Source organism: Chryseobacterium sp. WG23 (assembly GCF_024586575.1).
In the GTDB taxonomy this organism is placed as follows: domain Bacteria; phylum Bacteroidota; class Bacteroidia; order Flavobacteriales; family Weeksellaceae; genus Chryseobacterium.
In genome coordinates this window covers 32,265-54,655 of record NZ_JALCZE010000005.1, presented here as the reverse complement: position 1 = coordinate 54,655, position 22,391 = coordinate 32,265, and the positions used below count along the sequence as shown (strand labels likewise).

Annotated in this window: 23 protein-coding genes and 2 tRNA genes; 15 read left to right on the top strand and 10 right to left on the bottom strand. The window is 32.3% G+C overall.

The window, feature by feature from the left end:
* Window positions 1-8 precede the first annotated feature (8 nt).
* On the top strand, window positions 9-458 hold the full coding sequence (gene bcp / locus MP477_RS08945; RefSeq protein WP_257190141.1) for a thioredoxin-dependent thiol peroxidase: 450 nt from the start codon (window positions 9-11) through the stop codon (window positions 456-458).
* 66 nt (window positions 459-524) lie between these two features.
* On the opposite strand, the gene MP477_RS08940 is transcribed toward bcp, so the two are convergent.
* From MP477_RS08940 to MP477_RS08920, 5 genes are read right to left on the bottom strand one after another with little or no spacing between them, the layout of a single operon-like run.
* Window positions 525-1,058, bottom strand: a complete 534-nt coding sequence (locus MP477_RS08940; RefSeq protein WP_257190140.1) for a GNAT family N-acetyltransferase — start codon at window positions 1,056-1,058, stop codon at window positions 525-527.
* Window positions 1,027-1,689: a hypothetical protein gene (locus MP477_RS08935; protein WP_230033254.1), complete on the bottom strand. Its 663-nt coding sequence runs from the start codon at window positions 1,687-1,689 to the stop codon at window positions 1,027-1,029. Before MP477_RS08935 ends, MP477_RS08940 begins: the two co-directional genes overlap by 32 nt.
* Window positions 1,690-1,721: 32 nt before the next feature.
* Window positions 1,722-2,804 (bottom strand): mannose-1-phosphate guanylyltransferase, encoded by a 1,083-nt coding sequence (locus MP477_RS08930; protein WP_257190139.1) that lies wholly within the window; start codon window positions 2,802-2,804, stop codon window positions 1,722-1,724.
* Between the two features lie 2 nt (window positions 2,805-2,806).
* Window positions 2,807-3,397 (bottom strand): SprT-like domain-containing protein, encoded by a 591-nt coding sequence (locus MP477_RS08925; protein ID WP_257190138.1) that lies wholly within the window; start codon window positions 3,395-3,397, stop codon window positions 2,807-2,809.
* Window position 3,398: 1 nt separating this feature from the next.
* A complete protein-coding gene (locus tag MP477_RS08920; RefSeq protein ID WP_230033241.1) occupies window positions 3,399-4,721 on the bottom strand; it encodes a TolC family protein in 1,323 nt (440 codons plus the stop codon).
* Between the two features lie 184 nt (window positions 4,722-4,905).
* Here MP477_RS08920 and MP477_RS08915 point away from each other — a divergent pair, with 184 nt between their 5' ends.
* From MP477_RS08915 to MP477_RS08885, 7 genes are all read left to right on the top strand, one after another.
* Window positions 4,906-6,150, top strand: coding sequence for a folylpolyglutamate synthase/dihydrofolate synthase family protein (locus tag MP477_RS08915; RefSeq protein ID WP_257190137.1), 1,245 nt, complete (start codon window positions 4,906-4,908; stop codon window positions 6,148-6,150).
* A 41-nt stretch (window positions 6,151-6,191) separates the two neighbouring features.
* Window positions 6,192-6,266: transfer RNA gene (locus MP477_RS08910), tRNA-Val, on the top strand.
* Window positions 6,267-6,301: 35 nt separating this feature from the next.
* A tRNA-Val gene (locus tag MP477_RS08905) sits at window positions 6,302-6,376 on the top strand.
* Between the two features lie 322 nt (window positions 6,377-6,698).
* A complete protein-coding gene (locus MP477_RS08900; protein WP_306552734.1) occupies window positions 6,699-7,892 on the top strand; it encodes a site-specific integrase in 1,194 nt (397 codons plus the stop codon).
* Between the two features lie 49 nt (window positions 7,893-7,941).
* Complete coding sequence (locus tag MP477_RS08895; RefSeq protein ID WP_257190136.1) at window positions 7,942-10,491, top strand: DEAD/DEAH box helicase family protein; 2,550 nt, start codon at window positions 7,942-7,944, stop codon at window positions 10,489-10,491.
* Window positions 10,492-10,699: 208 nt separating this feature from the next.
* Window positions 10,700-11,620 (top strand): ATP-binding protein, encoded by a 921-nt coding sequence (locus MP477_RS08890; RefSeq protein WP_257190135.1) that lies wholly within the window; start codon window positions 10,700-10,702, stop codon window positions 11,618-11,620.
* Entirely contained in the window at window positions 11,604-12,731 is a 1,128-nt protein-coding gene (locus tag MP477_RS08885; RefSeq protein WP_373567415.1) for a DUF3871 family protein, read from the top strand. The genes MP477_RS08890 and MP477_RS08885 overlap by 17 nt, the downstream gene beginning before the upstream one ends.
* 29 nt (window positions 12,732-12,760) lie before the next feature.
* Here the strand turns inward: MP477_RS08885 and MP477_RS08880 are convergent, their stop codons facing one another.
* Genes MP477_RS08880 through MP477_RS08865 form a run of 4 tightly spaced genes read right to left on the bottom strand, consistent with a single transcriptional unit; the run spans window position 12,761 to window position 17,963 of the window.
* Window positions 12,761-13,732 (bottom strand): hypothetical protein, encoded by a 972-nt coding sequence (locus MP477_RS08880; RefSeq protein ID WP_257190134.1) that lies wholly within the window; start codon window positions 13,730-13,732, stop codon window positions 12,761-12,763.
* Window positions 13,733-13,738: 6 nt separating this feature from the next.
* A complete protein-coding gene (locus tag MP477_RS08875) occupies window positions 13,739-15,694 on the bottom strand; it encodes a hypothetical protein (RefSeq protein ID WP_257190133.1) in 1,956 nt (651 codons plus the stop codon).
* A 6-nt stretch (window positions 15,695-15,700) separates the two neighbouring features.
* Window positions 15,701-16,645 carry a hypothetical protein gene (locus MP477_RS08870; RefSeq protein ID WP_257190132.1) on the bottom strand — a complete coding sequence of 315 codons (945 nt, stop codon included), beginning with the start codon at window positions 16,643-16,645 and terminating at the stop codon, window positions 15,701-15,703.
* On the bottom strand, window positions 16,638-17,963 hold the full coding sequence (locus tag MP477_RS08865; protein ID WP_257190131.1) for a hypothetical protein: 1,326 nt from the start codon (window positions 17,961-17,963) through the stop codon (window positions 16,638-16,640). The genes MP477_RS08870 and MP477_RS08865 overlap by 8 nt, the downstream gene beginning before the upstream one ends.
* A 478-nt stretch (window positions 17,964-18,441) precedes the next feature.
* Here MP477_RS08865 and MP477_RS08860 point away from each other — a divergent pair, with 478 nt between their 5' ends.
* Window positions 18,442-18,813, top strand: a complete 372-nt coding sequence (locus MP477_RS08860; protein WP_257190130.1) for a hypothetical protein — start codon at window positions 18,442-18,444, stop codon at window positions 18,811-18,813.
* A gap of 343 nt (window positions 18,814-19,156) precedes the next feature.
* On the opposite strand, the gene MP477_RS08855 is transcribed toward MP477_RS08860, so the two are convergent.
* Window positions 19,157-19,378: a helix-turn-helix domain-containing protein gene (locus MP477_RS08855; protein ID WP_257190129.1), complete on the bottom strand. Its 222-nt coding sequence runs from the start codon at window positions 19,376-19,378 to the stop codon at window positions 19,157-19,159.
* A 104-nt stretch (window positions 19,379-19,482) separates the two neighbouring features.
* On the opposite strand from MP477_RS08855, the gene MP477_RS08850 reads away from it, so the two are divergent.
* The 6 genes from MP477_RS08850 (at window position 19,483) to MP477_RS08825 (ending at window position 22,068) form a co-directional block, all read left to right on the top strand.
* Window positions 19,483-20,046: a hypothetical protein gene (locus MP477_RS08850; protein WP_257190126.1), complete on the top strand. Its 564-nt coding sequence runs from the start codon at window positions 19,483-19,485 to the stop codon at window positions 20,044-20,046.
* A 38-nt stretch (window positions 20,047-20,084) separates the two neighbouring features.
* On the top strand, window positions 20,085-20,369 hold the full coding sequence (locus MP477_RS08845) for a hypothetical protein (RefSeq protein WP_257190125.1): 285 nt from the start codon (window positions 20,085-20,087) through the stop codon (window positions 20,367-20,369).
* A 6-nt stretch (window positions 20,370-20,375) separates the two neighbouring features.
* Entirely contained in the window at window positions 20,376-20,747 is a 372-nt protein-coding gene (locus MP477_RS08840; RefSeq protein WP_257190123.1) for a hypothetical protein, read from the top strand.
* A 68-nt stretch (window positions 20,748-20,815) separates the two neighbouring features.
* A complete protein-coding gene (locus MP477_RS08835; protein ID WP_257190122.1) occupies window positions 20,816-21,130 on the top strand; it encodes a hypothetical protein in 315 nt (104 codons plus the stop codon).
* Window positions 21,131-21,194: 64 nt separating this feature from the next.
* Complete coding sequence (locus tag MP477_RS08830; protein ID WP_257190121.1) at window positions 21,195-21,596, top strand: hypothetical protein; 402 nt, start codon at window positions 21,195-21,197, stop codon at window positions 21,594-21,596.
* A gap of 100 nt (window positions 21,597-21,696) precedes the next feature.
* The gene (locus MP477_RS08825; RefSeq protein ID WP_257190120.1) at window positions 21,697-22,068 is read left to right on the top strand and encodes a JAB domain-containing protein; all 372 of its coding nucleotides are present in this window, start codon (window positions 21,697-21,699) and stop codon (window positions 22,066-22,068) included.
* Window positions 22,069-22,391: the final 323 nt, after the last annotated feature.

Sequence of the window (22,391 nt, the reverse complement as noted above, 5' to 3'; positions counted from 1 at the left end):
AAATCATTATGCTGAAAGTTGGAGACAAATTACCTGAATTTGAAGGAATAAATCAGGATGGAGAAACAGTATCCTCATCAAAATTAATTGGGAAAAAGCTGGTTGTTTTCTTTTATCCTCAAGCGAACACCCCAACATGTACTGTGGAGGCCTGTAATCTGAGTGATAATTATTCCAGGCTTGAGAAAGCCGGTTTTCAGTTATTGGGAATAAGTGGGGATTCTGTAAAAAAGCAGAAAAATTTTCATAGTAAGTTTGCATTCCCATATGATCTTATTGCTGATGAAAATCATGATATCATTGAAAAATTTGGAGTCTGGCAGGAAAAAAAGACGTTCGGAAAAACCTATATGGGAATTGTAAGAACAACTTTTATTTTTGATGAAAACGGAATCTGCACAAGACTCATTGACAAAGTAACTTCAAAAACAGCTGCCGAGCAAATTTTGGAGGGATAGTCTTTTAATACAAATAGATTCACAAATGATATTCGTGAATCTATTTGTATTTTTTTATTGTGATTATTAGTCTGTTTCGTAATAGTTTAATTCTTCATCCTCACCGGGAAGAGTAATATGTTTTTGAAATTTCAGCCCCAGTTTCTCAATCAGCTTCTGAGAAGGTAGATTATCTTTTGAAATAATGGCAGATATTTTCGACAATCCGAACTCTTCCATTGCAATGGCTTTAACCTTTTGAGCCGCTTCATAAGCATATCCCTGACCTTCAAACTCTTCCAACAGAGAATATCCGATATCCACAACATCAAGACCATCTCTTTCAAAGATTCCTACTCCTCCAATCTTGTTATTCCCTTCTTTAGTCATGACAAGGTAATTTCCGTAGCCTAATCTTTCAATCTGCGGAATAAATTTATTTCTGATATAATCTTCAGCAGCATCAACTGTTTTAATATTACGATCACCAATATACCGGATAAACTTTGGGCTGTTATAAAGTTCAAAAATAAGCTCCTTATCCTCTAAAGACATTGGACGGAGAATCAATCGTTCAGTTTCGTAAGATTTATTTTCGTTTGGTAGTTCTTTTTGGCTCATCTTTTGGTTCTTCTTTTTTCTCGATCTTTAAAAGACGGGGGTTATTAGCACATTTTTTATTATAAAGCTCAATATAGGTCCCATTATCTTTTACATTGGCTATTTCTCCCGTAGATTTATTTACGGTCAATGTATAATGAGTTTTTTGATAAGGGCATTCCTTTGAAGTCAGTTTTCCCAGATCTAAATAATAGTTGGTGCGGTCTTCATGATAATTGCCTGCAAGATCTTTAAATTCCTCATCTACAAGATATCCGTCAGCGGTCAGCACAACAGCTGCCTCTTCAGCATTATCGATTTTACCTACAAATTTTTTCAGGCCATCCACATCCATAATATAGCTGATTTTACCTCCCGCCGAGTAAGCAATATAATAAAAGCTGTCTTCACTTGGGAACAGATTAAAACCTGAAAACTGAGGGGTGTAGCTTATCTTTCCGCCAGAAGTTTTTAGCTCCTGACCTTTGCCATAGCTATTATATACCAGCACCCATGAATCTATTTTGTCATCAGGTTCTATACGTTGTAGAATATTTGGAATGTTTGAAAACTTTTTCTTTTCCTGAGCATATCCCAGGAATCCTAAAAGTACAAATACAAGAATCGTGAATTGGGTGGTAATTTTTATCATACTTTAGAAATCAGCAGAAATATACCAATTTTTTACATAAATTTATCTCCTTTTTTAAAGCTTTTTAAATCGAGAACGTAATCCTTGATCAGCTGATCATTATCGCGTGGGCAGATAAGAAGGGCCTTATCGGTATCTACAACGATATAATTTTCCAGGCCATCAATAATGACCGCCTTATTATTGTTTTTGAGACGGATAATATTTCCTTTAGAATTGTAGGTCAGTAAATGCTTTAATTTTACAGCATTCCCGTTTTCATCTTTATCCGTATTTTCGTATACAGAGGTCCATGTACCCAGATCACTCCATCCTAAATTGGCAGGAATTACATATACATTTTTTGCTTTTTCCAGAATTCCGTTATCTATGGAAATTTTCTGTACTTTAGGGTAAATGGTTTCAATGCAGCTGTTTTCATTTTCAGAATTATACTCGCAGGCCATAAAATGCTGCATCATCTCAGGCAGGTACATTTCAAAAGCATGATGAATACTTTTTATATTCCAGATAAATATTCCTGCATTCCACAGGAAGTCTCCACTTTCCAGAAAATTCTGGGCAATTTCAAGAATAGGTTTTTCTGTAAATGTTTTTACTTTAAAATATTCTGAGCCTTTTTTCTCTACAAACTGAATATATCCATATCCCGTATCAGGCCTTGTAGGAGTAATGCCCAGCGTTACCAGGTAATCATGTTTTGAAGCAAGGTCAAAAGCAAGCTCTACTTTTTCCAAAAATACATCTTCCTTAAGAATCAAATGATCTGCCGGAAGAACAATCATGGTAGCATCAGGGTTAATTTCAGCGATCTTATTAGCCATATACAGGTTACAGGCCGCTGTATTTTTCATCAGGGGTTCACCTACAATGTTTTCTTCAGGAATCTCAGGCAGCTGCTGCTGGGAAAGTGCAACATATTCTTTATTCGTAATCACGAATATCTGTTCTTTAGGAATAAGCTTACTGATTCTGTCATAAGTCTGCTGAATCATAGTACGCCCCACTCCTAAAATATCCTGAAACTGTTTTGGAAATTTCTGTGTACTCATCGGCCAGAACCGGCTACCGATTCCACCCGCCATTATCACACAGTATCTATCTGATTTTAACATTCTTAGCTACATTTTTCTACCCTTGCTAAAGGTTTGAAAGAATACTTTCTTCCAGTAGCCAGGTTCTTACAAAGATAGTTTTTTTTAACCAGACCTTCTAATAAATACTTTTCGTTGCGGTATATAAAAAATTCTCCCTTTTGGAGCTCCTCAATAAACTGCAGGCTATCATCTTGTTTTTCAGTATGAAAATATCTTACAAGATCAGGGCTAGCCATAAAATTTGCTTTAGGTGCTTTTGAAAACTTTACAATGATCGGCTTTAGATCCTCATCATAAATATCAAGACTTTCAATAAGCATTTTTCTAAATGTTTCTTTCCATTCATTACCATGGGGAGAAATTCTTCTTCCATATTTCTCAAAAGCAATTAAATGTGCCAGCTCATGCGTCAGCACAAAGAAAAAAAGCTGTGGAGTAAGAGTAGAGTTTACTGTAATTTCATGGGAATTGTCCGGAAGCTTTCTATAATCTCCCAGTTTGGAATTCCGGTTTCTTGTAACTTTTATATGAATATAATAATCTGAAAACCAGATTCTTAAATACGTAAGTGTGTTTGGTGGTAAATATTTTTCTAATGATTTAATCGGCATTTTACAAACTTAATGGAATTCCTGCATAGAAATTCAACAGCTTAAGGCTGAAAAGATAATTATATTTCGCCTGTGCTACTGATCCCTGTGCATTTGCATAATTATTTCTTGCAACATTTACGTCATAGATGGTTGATCTTCCTGCAGCATAGCTTTTATCAGCAAAATCAAGAGCCAGCTTTGAGCTTTTCTCTGCTTCTACAGCAGCCAGATAATTTTCATAATTGGCATCTGCGTCAAACTGGGCTTTCTGTATATTTTGTCTTACTGTTTGTTTCTGCTGTTCAAGGGTAATTTTGCTAACACTTTCATTTAATTTGGACTGCTCAACCTGTAATTTTGTTTTCCCTTTATTGAAGATAGGGATATTAAGTGATAATCCTACATTTTGTCCAAACTGATCTTTATATTGTTCAAAAAATGTTCCCTGCACCACACCTGGAGGAACATTAAATTGCCTATTATAGAAAGTGTTAAGACCAGCACTTGCTGTTAATGTAGGCCAGAATGCCGTTTTACTTACCTCAGTTTGTGCTTCAGCAGATCTTATCCTGCTTTCGGCTGCTTTTATCTGGGGTTGTATATCATAGGCTTTTGTAAGAACCTCGTCAGCCGTTACCAACTGTGAATCTAGTGCTTCAGGAATATCTACATTTTCCACATCAAAATCTTTATAATCTGAAAGTTGCAAAAGCTGAGCGATCGCAAACAGAGCTCTTCCTACATTAACCTCTGCGGTCTTAAGATTTTGCTTTTCTCTCGCCCAGGCTGCCTCTGCTTCCGCTAAAACAGTCTGTGCGGTAGTCCCAACCTGAGTGGTTATCTTTGCTCTGTCATGCTGTTTTTTAGCATTTTCTACAGCGCTTTGAGAAATCTTAACAATTTCTTTGTTCAATAAAGCGGTTAAATATTGCTGTGCAATTTGTACCGAAATATCATTTTTAATTGCTTCAATATCATACTGGCTGGCCTCTACATCAAACTGGAGTTTTCTTACATTTTTCTCCAATCTCCCATTGTTATAAACCAAAATATCGGCACCTACACCAACACTGTTATTGAATCTATCGTTTCTATAACTTCCTGCTCCTAATGATCCTTGCCCGAAACTCACCCCACTCGTAATACTCCCCGATACGGAAGGCAAATAGTCTTTTTTTGCTGCTTTAAGGTTGTATTCTTGGTTTTGTTTGGTATATTGATTTTGGATAACCTGAAGATTATGCTCCACTGCATAGCTTACACATTCTTTTAAGGACCATTTCTTTTGAGCGTTCAATCCCAAACAGCCTAATCCAAAAACGATAATCCAAACTTTTTTCATATGTATATGTTTATTTGTTCTTAATGGTCATATGGAATCGTGTCATCTTCATCAGTATTGTAATTTATAAATCACAACGATTTCATATTAAGATTTTTCCCTATTAGACGAACTAAATATAAAAAAGTTACAGATTGAAAAAATTATTGTTTCATTTTAGTAAAACTTTTGAGAATTTTGCACCATGACACATGAACAATACCAGGAAGCTATAGACTGGCTTTTCATACAGATGCCCAACTATCAGACAGACGGGCAGAAAGCTTATAAACCGGGACTGGATAATATTATTAAACTTTGCGCTTTTTTCGGAAACCCTCAGGAGAAGTTAAAATGTATCCATATCGGAGGGACCAACGGAAAAGGATCTTCAAGCAATATGCTGGCTTCTGTACTGCAGGAGGCCGGCTATACAACTGGCTTATACAATTCCCCCCACCTTATCGACTTTACAGAACGTATCAAAATTAATGGTAAAAACTGTGATCAGGAATTTGTTTTTAATTTTATTCAAAAACTTAAAAAGCTCCCTGAAAATATCCTTCCTTCTTTTTTTGAATTTACCACCATTATGGCTTTTGAGTATTTTGCCCAGCAGCAGGTAGATTTTGCCATTATTGAAGTTGGATTAGGCGGAAGACTGGATTCAACAAACATTATAAACCCTCTGATTTCCGCTATCACTAATGTTCAGCTTGATCATCAAAACATATTGGGAGACACTATTGAAGAGATTGCAGGAGAAAAAGCAGGGATTATCAAACCCAATACCCCCATTATTTCAGGCGATGAAAACGAATTGGTAAAAGATATCATCAGAGAAAAAGCGGCACGGGAAAATGCTCATTTTATAGACTCCACATTACTTCCTACTACCCTTACCTCAGATTTAAAGGGAAATTATCAGCAGAAGAACATCCGTGTGGTATTGGCTATGATTGAAGAATTAAAAAAATTAAGTATTAAAATTTCAGATGAAGCCATTGAGAAAGGCCTGCTGAGTGTTCATCAAAATACAGGCTTCATTGGCCGTTGGTTTGAGTTTTCAAAGAATCCGCTTACTATTTGTGATACAGGACATAATCAGGCCGGTTTAGAGTATGTTTTTTCACAACTTAATTCTATAGACAGGCATAAGCATGTCATTTTGGGATTTGTGAACGATAAAAAGATAGATGAAGTGATGGATTTACTTCCCGAGAATTCTGAATTTTATTTTGCAAAACCATCTATCAATAGGGGAAGACACCCGGACGATTATGAAAATCTACTTCGCGAAGCAAAAATTTTTTATAAAATTTTCAATTCTGTACAGGAAGCCTATCTTTCTGCAAAAGAGCGATGTACAAATGAAGAAATGATTTTTATCGGCGGAAGCAACTTTGTAGTTGGAGAATTTTTAGAAAAAAATTTGGAGATTTCTAAATAAGTCGTATATTTGCACCACTCTAAACGAGGAAACAAGTATAGGGGCTCTTAGCTCAGTTGGTTCAGAGCATCTGGTTTACACCCAGAGGGTCGGGGGTTCGAATCCCTCAGGGCCCACACAAAGGTAACTGAAGCCTTTCAAAAAAAGTTCAGGGCTCTTAGCTCAGTTGGTTCAGAGCATCTGGTTTACACCCAGAGGGTCGGGGGTTCGAATCCCTCAGGGCCCACAAATCTCTCAATTTTTTGGGAGATTTTTTTTGTTTTATACAACTCTCTCCTATACATGGGAGTTTACAGTAATTCTCATGTAAATCCTAAGTTTTCAAATCTCAATATTTTTCAATTTTAAGGCAAAATTTTAGGTTACCCATTTTCATTCTAGGTTACCCATTTATGTTTTTAAACAGTTTGCATTCATTTTTATCTTAAAATTAAAGTTAAAAAGAGAAAAAATTTGCTTCCAAAAATCACAAAACAAATTAGACTCAGGTTACCCATTAGGTTACCCATTTCTAATCTAGGTTACCCATTAAAATCCCCATTAACACTATGAAATTATCAATACTATTTTTACTAAGAAGAAACAAAGCTAACATAAAAGGGCTTTGTCCTATTGAGTGTAGAATCACTTTAGACAGCCAAAGAAAACCATTTTCAACTGGGATATTTATCAACCCAGAATACTGGAATGCTTCCAAGCAGAAAGCCCATCCTCCCAATAAAGGAAACACACAAATCAACACTCAACTAAGCCTGATTAAACAAGACATTAATCAAGCTTTTTTATTCCTACAAGTTCAGGAAAAGGATTTTGATGTAGATGACATCTACAGACAATACAAAGGAGAAAATATTAAGCAGGATAAATCAATTACTGAAATGTTTCACCTTCATATCACTAAACAGGAAAAGCTGATAGGTATTTCTACCACTAAAGTATCTGTAGCTAAGTTTTATCAGACACAGACCCATATAAAGTCTTTCATAAAACATCAGTACAAAAAGTCTGATTATCTTCTGAAAGATATGACTATGGCATTTATTACTGAGTTTGAGTTCTATCTAAAGGCTGAAAAACTGTTTAAGCAGAACACTGTTCATAAAACTATACAAAGATTCAAACAGATAGTAAAATTAGCTGTAGGATTAGATTACTTAGCTAAAGACCCTTTTCTACTCTACAAGAACAGGAAGCCTAAGAAACAAGTTGTGTTCTTATCTAAAGAGGAACTGGAAGCACTAGAGAAACATCAGTTTGCATCTGAAAGATTACAGCAAGTTGCTGATATGTTTATTTTCTGTTGCTACACAGGGCTAGCATATACAGAGATGGCAAATCTTAAAGCAAGTGATATTCAGACAGGCTATGATAGTAACAAGTGGATTCATATACACAGGCAGAAAACTAAAAGGGATTATGAGATTCCTTTACTATACAAAGCTGAAAGTATTTTAGGCAAGTATAAAACTGATACTCAACTTCTCCCTGTAATTACTAATCAGAAGTTTAATTCTTATTTAAAGGAAATTGCAGAGATTATGGGCATCAACAAAACTCTTACTCACCACATAGCTAGAAAGACTTTTGCTTCCACTATTCTACTTTACAATGATGTTCCTATGGAAATAGTTTCTGAGTTGCTAGGGCATTCAGAGATAGGAATTACTCAACAGCATTATGCTAAGGTGGTTAAGAAGAAGATTGGAGAACAGATGAGTAAGTTAAATTCTAAGTTGAAATGACATGATATTAACTGCTTTGTATTATTTTTACAAGGCAGTTAATTACTATATGGAACTACCAAACAAACACTTTCAAGATTTCCCCATTGAATTTAAAGAAATTAATCCTGAGGACTTCATTTCTGTAGGGTTTGATGTTGATAACAAAGTTATTATTGAACCTAATGATGATGGATATATTTTTGATGCTCTGAAAGACACTATGTCTATATCAGAAAAAAACACTGTTGTAGTAAATGCCCCAGTTGGGTATGGAAAATCTTATGCTATTATAAAACTTATTAAAGCTATCTACGAGATTAAACCCAAGAGTAAAATTATTGTAGCAACACCCTTTGTAAGCTTAGTAGAGCAGTATGTAACAGATATAAATCAAGAAGGAAACGTGCCAAGCCAAGATATTTATAGCTATTCCAATCTAGGAAGGAACAAAAAAGAGACTTACAAAAATAAAAGAGTGCATGTTCTTACAGTAAATACCCTACTTGGAAATCCAGGAGAAGATGGCTTTAAAAACTCTGATGCTAAAAGGCTTTACATTGACAATCTAATTGGTGAGTCTGTTAACGACAGTTCTGAAGTGTTTTTTATTTATGATGAGATTCATGATTCAATCCAAAACTTTAAGGAAGAGTTCATGCTCTATCTGTGGAAATGGAAAGATGTAATACACAAAAACATCATCTTAAGTGCCACCTACAATGAAGCATCAAAGGTTGTAATAAAATATCTTGCTGAACTAACAGACATGAAGATTCAAATCATAGAATCAGTTAGGAGGATATTTCCTGAAAAACAAAGCCAGCTATATCTTCATTACTCTACTGACTATAATTTCAAATTAACTACCAATGAACTTGTAAATGTGGTAGATGACCTATTAAAAAGAAATAGAAATATTGACATTCTCTCTTATTCAAAGAGTCTGGCAAAAAGTATTATTAAGGACAAGGATGGAATAGGAAAGAAACTAAAAGATAGGTTTGGGACATTGAATGATTGTACCTCTGAATTACTCTACAATCAAAGACCTGAAAATGAACCACCTAAAAACAGGTACAAAAATGATATGTGTAATATAGGTACTAACTTTAAGACTGGAGTTAGTATAAAAAAGGATAACCATTCCTTTATCATTATACTGCCACCTAGAGGTGCAAGACTGTTTTTTAAGAATTTATATGGAATTTTCTCTAATGGTACAAATGATATAATCCAAGCTTTAGCAAGACAGAGAACAAAAGGAGAAATTCATATTATCCTTCCTAGACCTGATGAGTTTGACTTTGAATCTTTGAAGAAAACAGCAATGTCCAAAGAGCAAAAAACTAAATTTGAAGAGCACTACTCTAAAATTAAACATACCAATCCTGAAGAGAAAAGCCCAGTAAAATATATTGCATTAAACAAACAGAACGATATTCTTCACAATTTTTATCATAAAACTTTATATGGATTTGTGGTAAATGAGGATTTGGAAGTAAACAAAACAAAAAGAAACACATCATTACCTAGGCTTGAATATCCACCATTTGAAATATGGAAACTCAATAAAGGAGAACAATATTTAGCTAATGAGATTAAATTCTTTGGTGAAGACCTATCAGCATATGTTACATACTGTGCTTTTACTAATCAATTTATTAACTGTACTCTTACTGAAGTAAACGAAAAGGGTTCTTTGCTTTTTGATGAAGGAAAGATTCAACAACAATTATCAAGATATTTTGATGAACATTTTGGAATAGAGTATTTTAGAATGAAACACATATACAGTAATTTCAGTATGTTTTATGAAGACTTGAAAAGAGAGTTTTTCAACAACTTCCAAATGCAGTTAAAAGAAAAAAAATCTGATAAATACTCCCCAATTAAACCTGGAGCAAATAGAATATTTGAAATTCAATTTTTATTATTCATTCATAAGCTTTATCAAGGTTATGGGAGTACACTACCAATTGAAAACAATGTTGACTATACTAGAAGTGAATACTTATTAGACTGCATAGTCAGTGCAACTTCTCTTGATTTTTCAAATTCTAAATATTCAGGTAAGCAAAAGGCAAGAATAAAAGCTTTTCAAGATTTAGGCTCATTAAGAGAAAAGATGATTCAAGCAATACAGGAAAGTTCAAAAACACCCAAATTTAGGTATTTGCCAACTAAGCCATCTGATGATTTTAAAACTCTTGAAGACATCAAGCTAATAGAAAATATTATGACTGTTCTTGGTGAAGACTCTTTATTTCAGAATGATATTTTTCTTCTTAGAAGAAACTTGGTAAATAAAAATAATGTAGAAAAGAAGATAGAATCTATCTACAAAGCTCTCATTAATGACTTCTTTATCTTATCTGATGAAACTCATCAAGTAAAGGTAAATGGAAAGAATCAAGGTATTCATACCATAGAAAAAATCATTGAATTACCTGAATCATCAACAATTAACCTGTTATTAACAAGTGATTTTGATGAAGTTTACACTAGTGTTGTTGAAGAATTCATTTTACAAATCCCAAAATCTGTCGAAGATAATAGCTCCAAGTATAAAACTACTGATGAATATTATGCTGACATGTTAAATCGTCTTCAAGAATAAGTCCTACTTTTTGTAGAGACTATATATATAAAAACAAAAACAGGGACTTTTTAGTTTTCATTATACTAAGCCAACCTACAATTCAGTAAGGTTGGCTTCTTTATTTGCAACACAGCAAAAACACTTTAAAGTTTACACCTTAGGAACTCTATAAAAAGAATCTTATAAAAGTTACAAATTAATCATAACAATTTTAAATACAAATATTATGCAATTAAAACAGTCACAAAGACAACAAGTAAAGCTCAGATTAGGATTATCTGGAGCTTCTGGGTTTGGAAAGACCAAATCAGCTTTATTATTAGCCTATGGAATGACACAGGACTGGAGTAAAATAGCAGTCATAGACACAGAAAACTCCTCAGCTTCCTTGTATTCTGACCTGGGTAGCTATAAGGTGTTGGACTTACAAGCCCCCTATTCACCTGAAAGATACATACAAGCTATTGAACTATGTGAAAAATCAGAAATAGAAGTCATTATCATAGATTCAGCCAGCCATGAATGGAATGGCCCTGGTGGATGCTTAGAAATCCATGAGAAACTAGGTGGTAGGTTTCAGGATTGGGCTAATGTAACTCCAAGACATCAAGCGTTCATCAACAAGATATTACAGTCAAGCTGTCATATCATTACCACTACAAGAAGGAAGATGGACTATTCTTTAGATATTGGTTCTAATGGTAAAACAAAAGTTGTAAAACATGGAACTAAAGAAATCACCAGAGATGGCTTTGAATATGAACTTACTGTCAATTTCGAGTTAGTCAATGATAATCATTTGGCTAAAGCAAGTAAAGACAGAACAGGACTATTTATGAACAAACCTGAATTCCTTATTACTTCTCAAACTGGCAGAATGATTCTTGACTGGTGTAATGCAGGAATTGCAGAAACTGCAACTGTTGCAACTTCTGTACAAGCTTCACAGAATTACCTGGAACCTAAAGAGATTAGTAAACTGATTAGTAAAATTGGAGACTGTAATACTGTGGCTGAACTTTTGTCTCTATACAAACAGTATCCAGGTTATCAGGAACAGCTTAAATCAGAATATGAAGCCAGAAAATCATTTTTAATCAAATTGTCCAACCCTCAAAACTTTTCAACTAATGGAGTACATAGATAATACAGCAGTAATGGAACTGCACAATGCCCAAATAAGCAGTCACCTTAACCTGGAGGCTGTAAATATCCAAGATGCAGAGGTGTTTTACCCAAGAAGAATGAATGAAATAAAGGAGGTTGAACCAAGAGTTGTTCAGCCTCTTTTGATTTCTAATGCAGTCAGTACTGTCACTAGCACAATAGGCTCTACCTATATTCATAAGCCATTTATTGAAGCCAATACCTTGCAGGTAGATTTGAGCCACCTTAAAAGTGACTGCATTATCCCTGTGTTCAGCAAGGATAATGAAAAGACCATTGCTCACCAGGAATTTATAGAGATTGTTATGAATACAGTATTAAAGCTGTTTCCTCACCATAATATCAGCAACCCTGAAATCAGAGTATCACACCAAATTAAGGGCAGAACTCCTGATGCTATCTATAAAAGTGCTAAGGAATTATTAGACCATGAGAAGACCATTTACTATGAAAGAATGGCTTTTATTATTCAAATACCATCTATTGTAGATACTATCAATGGTAATGAATTAGCTCTTACTTTGGGAGGAGTAAGAAGTTATAATCTGGAGAATTTGTATAATAAGAAAACTTTTGAAAAATTTAAGTTCTTCATTGGCTTTCAAAATAAGGTTTGTTGTAACCTTTGTGTAAGTTCTGATGGTTTTGTTGAAGAAATGAGAGTGGGAAATTATCATGAGTTACAAGAGAAAATTACTGCTGTTATTCAGAATTACAATGCACAAAGCCACCTGGAGGTTATGAAGTCTCTATCTCACAGCCACATTACAGAGCATCAATTCGCCCAACTTTTAGGTAGGTCAAGGCTGTATCAGCATTTACCTAAAAAAGAAAAGTTGGTTATTCCAAGTCTGAACTTCAATGACAGTCAGCTTAATACAGTAGCAAAAGACTACTACGAAGATGAAAGCTTTTGTAGGAATGATGATGGGGATATTAACCTCTGGAATGTGTATAATCTGTTTACACAGGCAAACAAGAGCAGTTATATAGATACATTCCTTGACAGGAATTTGAATGCCTTTGAATTTACTCAGGGCATCCAAAAAACACTCAATGGTGATAATAAGTACCATTGGTTTTTGAGTTAATATTTATAGTCACTTTATTATAAAAGTGACTATAATTCTACAGAATAAATCCAAAATCTTGAGATGCCTTCTGAGGTTTCTTTTTCATAGCCATTACAAAAAGGAAAAATTACGCTTACATTTGAGTTAATACATTCACTAACAAAAAATAATGCTATTCCTAATGTTTGCGCTTTTGTAGATAAAGGACATAGGTACAAATTTGTTATTAGGTTATCACTATTCGATTTTTTAATGAATTTACTAAGTAATGAAGCTGTAATAAAAGGATCATTTGCTGGTGCAAGAATAATTTCTTTTGAATCTAATTCTATACTGGGATATATTTCCTCCTCTGTTTGATATGCTTTCAATATATTTTGTTGAAACATGTCTGCCTGTAACGAAGGAAAGCCAAGTATTTGTACTTTTTTAGTTTGCTTTTTTTCTTTAGCGATATTCATAACCAAGCTATAATCATATCCTGAACCAATTATAAGAAAATCATTGGAAGTATCGTGATTATGGCTGCCTGAACATCCTTTTATATCTCTAACATATTGAAAATCCATTGAAAACTGTGTGTTTTCTTTTTTCTTATAGTTATTTGGCTCAGAATATAAAAAGTCTATTTTTAGCACATCAAACTGTTTACATAATCTTAGAAAGTAAACTATATGAGGGCGTAAAAAACCTGTTAGATCAAATATTATTTTTTTTCCTTTATTAGGAAGTATAAACTCTAGAAAATATTGACCTAGAACATCAGCTTCATCAGTTTCTTTAATGTCAAAAATTTGATATTTACCATTTAGATGATCAACTTCATCTTGAGAAAAATTGTATTCTGAAAGGATGAAAATATGTTTTTCAAGAGCTGTAATGTTTTCCATTACAAAATTTACTCTTGTGCTTGAGTTATATGCTGAAATAAGTATGTCATAATTTGTTAACAAATGATCATTATCAATTTTGTCACTAATAATTTCATACTTTTTCTTATAAAAAAATTCATAATTCATAATTTATTAGAATAATGATTCAATAATGTTTTTTTTACCACCATTATCTTCATTTGCAAATGGGGTATTATACTTAGACAGTTCTTGCTTAAGCACTTTATTATATTCCATTTGATTTTGAGGTGATAAAATTATTTTGAGATTTTCTTCATTAACCTTAAAGATACCTCTTCTAGAAATTGATAATTCATACCAGCAAGCAAGCAGTCCATTTATTTGGTACATTGTATTTCTCTGGTTTGAATTTTTACTTCTTCTTCCTGCATCAATTTTTATAAAATAGGAATATTGTTCAAAAAAAGAAAATATCTCCTCAAGCTGAGGAAAAAGTTTAAAATCCTCTACTTCAATAGTTGAAATACTACATTCAGGTGGAAGATCAGAAAACCTTACTTCTCTTAAATAATCGCCTATTCCTTCAATACTATATTTAAAATTGAAATTGCTTGTGCCAGATTTAGCATCCTCTAAAAACCAAAGTACTGTATCTTTGATTGCTAATAATTGTATTTCAGTACTGATAGTATCTTGTCTTTCATCATAAAAATCAGCCCATCTGTAGATATGTTTCATGATAATTAAAAAGTGTCTTGGAATACCATTTGATATCTTAACTAAATTATCAAAGCCACAGTAATTATCTATTTTTAATCCATTTTCTCGATACAGTGTGTCAATTAGATCTTGTTTGTAATATTTCAAAATCTTCTCATATTGTTCTACCACTTTACCCTCTAGATATGCCTGTTTAAAAATTTTACATTCCTCTGATAATTTTAAGATATCTTCTTTGTTTTTTATTCCTCTGTAGATCAGATAGATATTTAATCTTTCAACTAGAGGATTCTTTTCACATGAAATATTTTTAACTATTTCAGTAATATTTGTCAATTTCAATTTTGTGAGTTTCAACTCAAATTTGGATATATGCTTTTTTTTCGTATTTATTAATTCTATAGCATTATCAAAATTAGAGCACTCAAAATGTTTTGTAATATCTAATTCGATTTCTGGAAATTCATTAGATATTCTTTTTAAAAATATCTTTTTTAAGAACTCTTTGTAGTTCTTTTTATCTCTCCTAAAATCTTCATCTAAATCAATTAATTCATATTCTGATCCTAGTTTTATTTCCTCATTTCCACTTAAAGTCATTTTAGTTTTTAAGCCATATCTTCTTGCTCCTATTTTAAAGCAAACAGGATCTTGTCTTTCTCGTATTAATGTATTAAAATATTTTTGCTGACTGGCTGAAAAATTTTCATATTCATCCAATAAAAATACAGACTTAATTTTTGAAAAATCTGGTAAAATACGAGTAATTATAGTGGGAATTTGAAATATAAGTTCACCTGGGTTAACTAAAATTACTAATTGCTCTTTGATACCCTGTGAACTGAGAGAAATATTATTTATGGCGTGGTCTATATTTCTTTGTTGAACATTTATAAAGGCTTTTAATGAAGCAAAATCATTTATAGTCTCTTTTTTACTAACATTAAATAAGTCGTATATTTCCTCAACAATTTTTTTTTCGTAGGAGTGAAGTTGTTGGTTTGTTTTAATTAATTCAATTATTGAATCGAGGTATAATTGACTCAACCACAGCTCTAAGTAATATGAAAAAATATCAGTCCAGGTTTCTTCACTTTCATTCCTTCCACTAAATCTATATCCATTCAAACCTGAACATCGAAGATAAATACCTAAATACCCTTCCTTTATAATAGTATCACAAATATTATTTGTGCTCCTTAACTTCTGCATTTTGAAGCTAAAATGCTTCATAATATGAGTTTTCCCACTACCCTTGCTACCAAGTATAATCATTGGCATTTCAAGTGTAGGTTTAATAATACTATTGAAGCCCCTGTTGGGGAAGTCTACCCAGTTACTAAATAGTTCGTCATCTGAATAATCAACTGCTTTAGTCCTATCAAATGGATTGTTATATGAATTCATATTTATTTAATAAACTTTATTTTTTCTTTCAAATATTGGATTCCAAGATATCATGTCTTCATTATACCAGAAAATTGGCAATGTATTATCAGGAGTATTGTGGTGAAACCCTAACATTAATTGTCCATCATTAAACCCCAATTGGTGGTGAACTGCAAGATTTTCATCTTCACCTCCTCTTATCAATATAGATTTGAAAAGATCATATCCATATTTTTCGCAAACTATTTTTAACTTGTCTACATCAATGCCAAAATCATTGTTCTTTAAGAATCTTGAATCTGGACTAAAACATTTATATGTATCATCAAGGAAAATTACAGAATTTTGAGATGTAAAATAATTTAAACTTTTTACATAGTCAAATCCTTTTTGTGATGCTACTAAAGTATAATAAATTATTTTTGCATCTGGAAAATTTGTTTTTATATTGGTGATGGATGTTCTTGTATAAGTGCTTACTTGACTTCCACTACCACAAACATCGTCAATGAAAATAAAATAATCAATATCTTCTCCTTTTAAGTTGTTAATTTCTGATTGTTCTATAAAGAGTCTTTTCTTTAAATTGTTTATTGTTCTAAAATCATAGTATAGTTTAGCACTACTTTCTGAAGGATTTCCAATAGGAACATATCTTGTTTTGCTTAAAACATCATCAAGGTGTGATTTAATTAAAGTTTCATCTAAAGTATCAAAATTGTTCACTCTAAATTCTTCAACAATAGAGTATTTAAAGAAATCTCTATGGATTGAAAGTAGCATATTATCTATCTGAAATTTACTGAAATAAATAAACTGTGATAGTAAAAATAATAAATCTGTTTTCTCTTCATCTTTGAAATTACCAAGCCAACTAAATACTTTTTTTCTAGAAACTTTGTGTTCCCATACTGTTTCGTTAAAAATTTTTATTTTATGAAGAAGTTCTTCTATTTTTTTATCATCCATTTTTTTTAAGTATCAATATATGTTCACAGGTAATTATACTAGCTGTTTTATTTCTTTTTGTCATAAGACCATATGATTTTATATCATCAACCATTTCGCAAACTATGCTAAAGCCAAGCTGTAATAAAATATCTTTCAAATATTCTTGAGTTTTAAAGTCAAATCCACAGACCATATTATTTGATGCTATAAGAATTAAGTGACTGTTTTTCTTTAAAACTCTAGCACTTTCTTGTAATGCATCAGTCATTTCAAGTAAATAATTTGCTGCAATATAAGCTCTCAAAGGATTAATGTCAAATATTTTCTGTAATAAATAGTCTGCGTTTTTAATTCCTGTTTTTCTAAGTATTTTATATTCGTCTTTTTTATAATTTTCTCTACCAATGTTCTCCTTATCTAGGTCATTAAGGTTGTTATATCCTAACCAATATAAGTTTAGGCTAGATGCTCTTATGTATTTTTGTGCACCAGCATAGGGTGGTGAAGTAAGAATTAAATCTATAGACTCATCTTTCAAATTTGATAAATTTCGAGAATCATTTGAAATCACTTTACCAACATACTTTGAGGTATTTATATTGATTTTGTTTTTAACCCTTTTAATGTTTTGATTAACAATATCGAAATATTTTTCAGTAACATTAACAACTTTAAGCTCTTCTAATTTTTTTTCATACTTTATTCTATGTTGTGATGTCTCTGAATATCTTGTTGGATTGATTTTAACTGGAACTGAAATTCTAGAATCAGCATTACTAACCTTTCTGACACAGTTTGAAAAGCAGAGCAGGAAAAATTCTCTATACTTAATATCTGAAATATGAAGTATAGCATTATAAATTGACTTTAGCTGAAGTTGGATATGTTTTTCAAACCAGAATTCTAAAGATTTTAAATTTTTATAAGAAATTTCCTCTTCTTTTTCGTTGTCGTTTAGTTTTTTTTGTATTTCTTCTTTATAACTCTGAATTTTTACAATATCAAAATTATTGCACTTAACTCTAGTTATTAATCTTGCAAGTGGATTAGCATCACTTCCATATGAATTTAATCCAGCTAATTTTGCTTCTAACAAAACAGTCCCTGATCCACAAAAAGGATCTAAAATCTTATGTTTTGGGTTTATAAAGTAAGAATTATTGAAAAAAAAATATGGAATATTAGCTAGTAGTTTTGCTGTGTAGGGATGTATAGAATGTGTGGCTCTTTCTGTGAATTTTACAGAATCAACTAATTGCCTAAATTCAACAAAAACAGGTTCTCCTTGCTGTTGATATTGTGCTAAAATAGTCTCAAATTTTTTCCTATAGTCCAAAGTTTTTTGATTTCCTTAATCTACAAAGATATTAATACTTATTTAATTTTTATTTTTTTTTCAAAAAAAATTATGCTTGTGTTCAACACCTGCATAATTGGGATGCACTTATTTTAAAAAGGAAAATCCCCCTCCCCATCTTGCAAGTGATCAGAAATTTCCACAGGTCAATTATTACATCTGTGAACAATTGTAACTACAATTTCACTTCTTTACTTTTGATAGCTCTGTGTTATCTTGTGAATGTGCTTTCACTGCACCTGCCTATACTGATTTCTACCCATCTCACATCAACACTGAACCTGGAGCAGTTAAAGTAGAGTATCAATCTTTCTCTTTTACAATATAACACTCCTGAATAACCCCCACCTATTAGGAGACAACAGGCATTAGACCTTTAAACCCCAGGTAATAGTGGTGATGTAAAGGTTTGTGTCTTGTTTCAATAATTAACAATTAACTCAAAATCAAAAAGACTATGGTAACGATTACGAATTACACCAAAAGAAAAAAAGAAGATGGAACTACATTCTGTGTTCTTGAAATTAACAGTGGTATTGAACTTTTACAAAGTCAGACCACAGGTCAATATTATGCTTCTGCCAAAAAATGCTATATTCCTGCCACCTTTGATGAAGCTGTGTGCAGAAGTCTTCGAGGAACTATGATGAAAGGAGATATTGTCAAGGTTGAATGTGAACCTTACCAGTACACTATCAAAGAAACAGGAGAACTTATTACCCTGAATCACAGGTATGAGTACACACCTGATGAAAGTTCACAACTAGCACACAATAACTATTTAGAGAATTATACAGCTCCAGGTAACCTTTTGAATACTATTCAGTAAAAATCCAATAAGTCCCAGTTTTTGTAAATTGTATATATACAGAAACAAAAAGTGGGACTTATTCCAGGACAAAATTTACCTGGAGACTCTAAAGAAAGGGAGTAAATTTTGTCCTTTTCTTTTACTTTATTTTTTCTTGTTTCCTCATACTTACCTTTAAATATATCCAAGTAACTTTAGCTTTAAATGAAATTAAAGATTAGGTACGATTTTATTAATAGCTAAAAGTTTCAACTTATACTTGGTCCTTATACAAGTCATAGAAAATAATATCAGAAGCATCCAGGTAACCTCTTACTAGAAGATTACAGTAACTTTTGACCTTGTATGTAGAGAGATTGAATTACTCGATTACATCTGTGATTTCAGAGAGTTTCACCTCTAAGCTAATGGAAATCTTGTATAAAGTAAAACTACTGGGGCAGGTCTTACCTGTTTCAATCCTATTCATATTAGACTTCTCAAAATTGCATAACAGGGCTAATTCAGCCTGAGACATTTTTTTCTCTTCTCGTAGCTGTCTTATCCTCTTACCTAAAGCTATTTGAAAGTCTACTTTTTCCATCAACACAATAACTGATGTCAAAAGTGGTCAAAAATGATAATATTATCGTTATCATTTTTGATAATTATATATATTTGCCTAACCTTAACTAAACATTTTTAACTATGAGAACAACCTTACTCTTAATTACTGTACTAGTAAGTATAACCACAACATTTAAAAGTCAAGTGAGAAGCAAGACTAAGACTCAAACAGTCAAGACCTCAACAAAACATGATACAAAGAGTATAGGTCTTGATTACTTAGTTCATCTTAAAACAACATCAACTTTTTCAGGAGTTTCTAAAAGTCTTTTGAATAAAGGATATTATTTTAGAAGTAAGAATAATACTTATAACCTCTTTACTAATGGTAAGGATGAAATTTACTACTTCCCTGGTCAAGGTAATGATGGTAGTGGGGTTTTCTATGGAGATATTCAAGAGTTAAAGGAAAAAATTGCTGTTCAGTATATGTTCAATTCTGAAGCTTTGTATGAAAGTTTAATAGAACAATCCTACCATTACCTGGGAGCAAAACTGTATAAGCAACATACTGAGGGTAATGGTAATATGATAACCATTATGCAGACAACAGACTTTGTATTCATATTTGGGGAAAACCTTGAAAAAACTGATGATTTAAACTATAAGGTGTTTATTATTTCCAGGTCTAGTTTTACAGAATAAGCATCAATACATCTAACTACTTTTAATCTTAATTAAAAATGAAACTTAAATCACTACTAGTCACAATAACATTTGTATTAGGTATACTATTAGGAGTCTTTGGCATTAAATTCTACCAAGAGTCAAACATTGAAGGATATAACCTCGTCAACTATCCTGTACAGGTTGTTTTACCAGAAGATTATAAAGAAATAAGCTCAGAAAGTCATCTTGTTGGATATTACAACAAGAGACAGAACAAGCTCTACATAGCATTTTATGATGAACATGGTAAGAAAACCAATACAAACAGCACAGCCAAAGACTCCAATGAAAAGCATTAGTATAATATGTCCTTAGTTTATTGTTTTTTGGTTTTTCTAAGCCTTAGCTTACATAATGCAACAAAAAATGTTGCTGAGGAGGATGGAGATATTCCTACTATCTACAGAGGAACAAAAACAGTACTATTAAATCTTTGGTTCTTTCTTACAGGCTTAATAGCACCCACAATAACAATGTTTCTTTATTCCAAGTGGTATTGGGCAATAATCTTCATAGTTGCAGGGTTACTGATTTCAATGGTAATGGCTAACAACTATGTGTACAAATATCATATAGTTAGAAGACCACCATTATACATCCCAGGTAGAGTTGATGCCAGGCTATCATTAATTACAAGTATGATTAGTGTTATCATGCTTATTGTTCTGATAGCATGATACTAGAAGTTATTCACTATTACAGTGCCACAGGTAATGTTGACTTTGGTGAAAACCTTAAAAAGAGCATGTTTACCATAATAACTACTTCTACATTCTTCCTTAGTAACAGTATTGTAACCTGGGAACTGAACAGAGGTAAGTTATACATCTGTGAGATATACAGCAGATTTAATGATGAAGCTTATCAGAAATCTTATGTTAATAAAATTCTTGAAGATGATAATAAGGTATTTCATGACTGGATTAATTGTGACATCTTAGTCCCAGGTAACCTCATCCCTGGCTTTAATAAAGCTGAGGGAAATTATCTCTCAATTAAAATCAAAAGTGGGTGTATAGAAGCTATAGAATACAGACCAGTTCTTGCAGAATACGACTAATAAGCTTTTTGATAAACAACAATCAGCAACCTCTAATAAGGTAGCTTTAACTATCTAAAAATAAATGAAGAATGACATATACAAGTATCTAAAATTCAGGCTAGATGATGAACATAATGACTTTGAGTTTGATATTATATCTGTACCACCTTATGAGTTTATCGAAAATAATCTCTCCTTAGTATCTTACGAATACTTTGGAGAGATAAATGAAGTTCTTGGCTTAAAAGTTAAACAGATACTCTTATACTTTAATGCTGACAGGCTTATGAGGGTTGAGTTGAAATACAAAGAGAATAGGGTAGAGAATCTTAAAAATAGACTAACAGAATTATTAGTCTACTTTCCTAACTCAGTAACTCTGAAACTGTCCTATCATGATGAAGAGGATGTAACTATCTTAATGTATCAAAAAAAGGTGCTAAACAAGTTTTATGATTTTGGGGTTACAAAAAATGTGAAATAAGCTTCCTCACATACTCCAAAAAAAAATTAATACAGAAAAAACAGTATCAGAGATACAGGTAACATACCATCCCTGCAAAATGTCTGAGGCTAAGCTCACTATGAGTAGTGATGTAGTAGAAATTATCAGGACAATCTGGGATAATAGAATAATAGAAATGCAAGAAGAGGTAAAAATACTCTTCGTAAATTCTTCAAATACTGTCATTGGCTTCTATAGTCTATCCAAAGGAGGTATTACAAGTAGCTTAGTAGATATTAGACTGATTTTATCAGTAGCCTTGAAATGTTTAGCAACTGGATTAATATTAGTACATAACCACCCAGGTGGCAATCTTAATCCAAGTAATGCAGATTTAGCTATAGTAAAGAAGCTTAATACAGCTTGTAAGCTACTTGATATAGCTCTTCTTGATAGCATCATCATTACGAAAGAGAATTATACAAGTTTTAATGATGAAGGACTATTGTAGATTATTAATGACCTCAAAAGGCATACTTATAGGCATACCCCCATTCAAAAAAATATGTAAAATATTAAATATCAGTCTGTAAACTAAAAGAATTCGAATCCCTCAGGGCCCACAAAATCTCTCAGGAAACTGGGAGATTTTTTTATGCACTATAGAGATGAATTCCTTCCCTCTAAAATTTTCTTTTACTCTTACATTTTGTTTTCACTTGTTAAAATAAAGGTTATTTCAGATAATTTTAAAATAATACGTCAACTTTTGACGCTATCCCCTACTACCTTTGAGTTAAACTTAAAGGACTAAAATAAATATTTTAACAATTA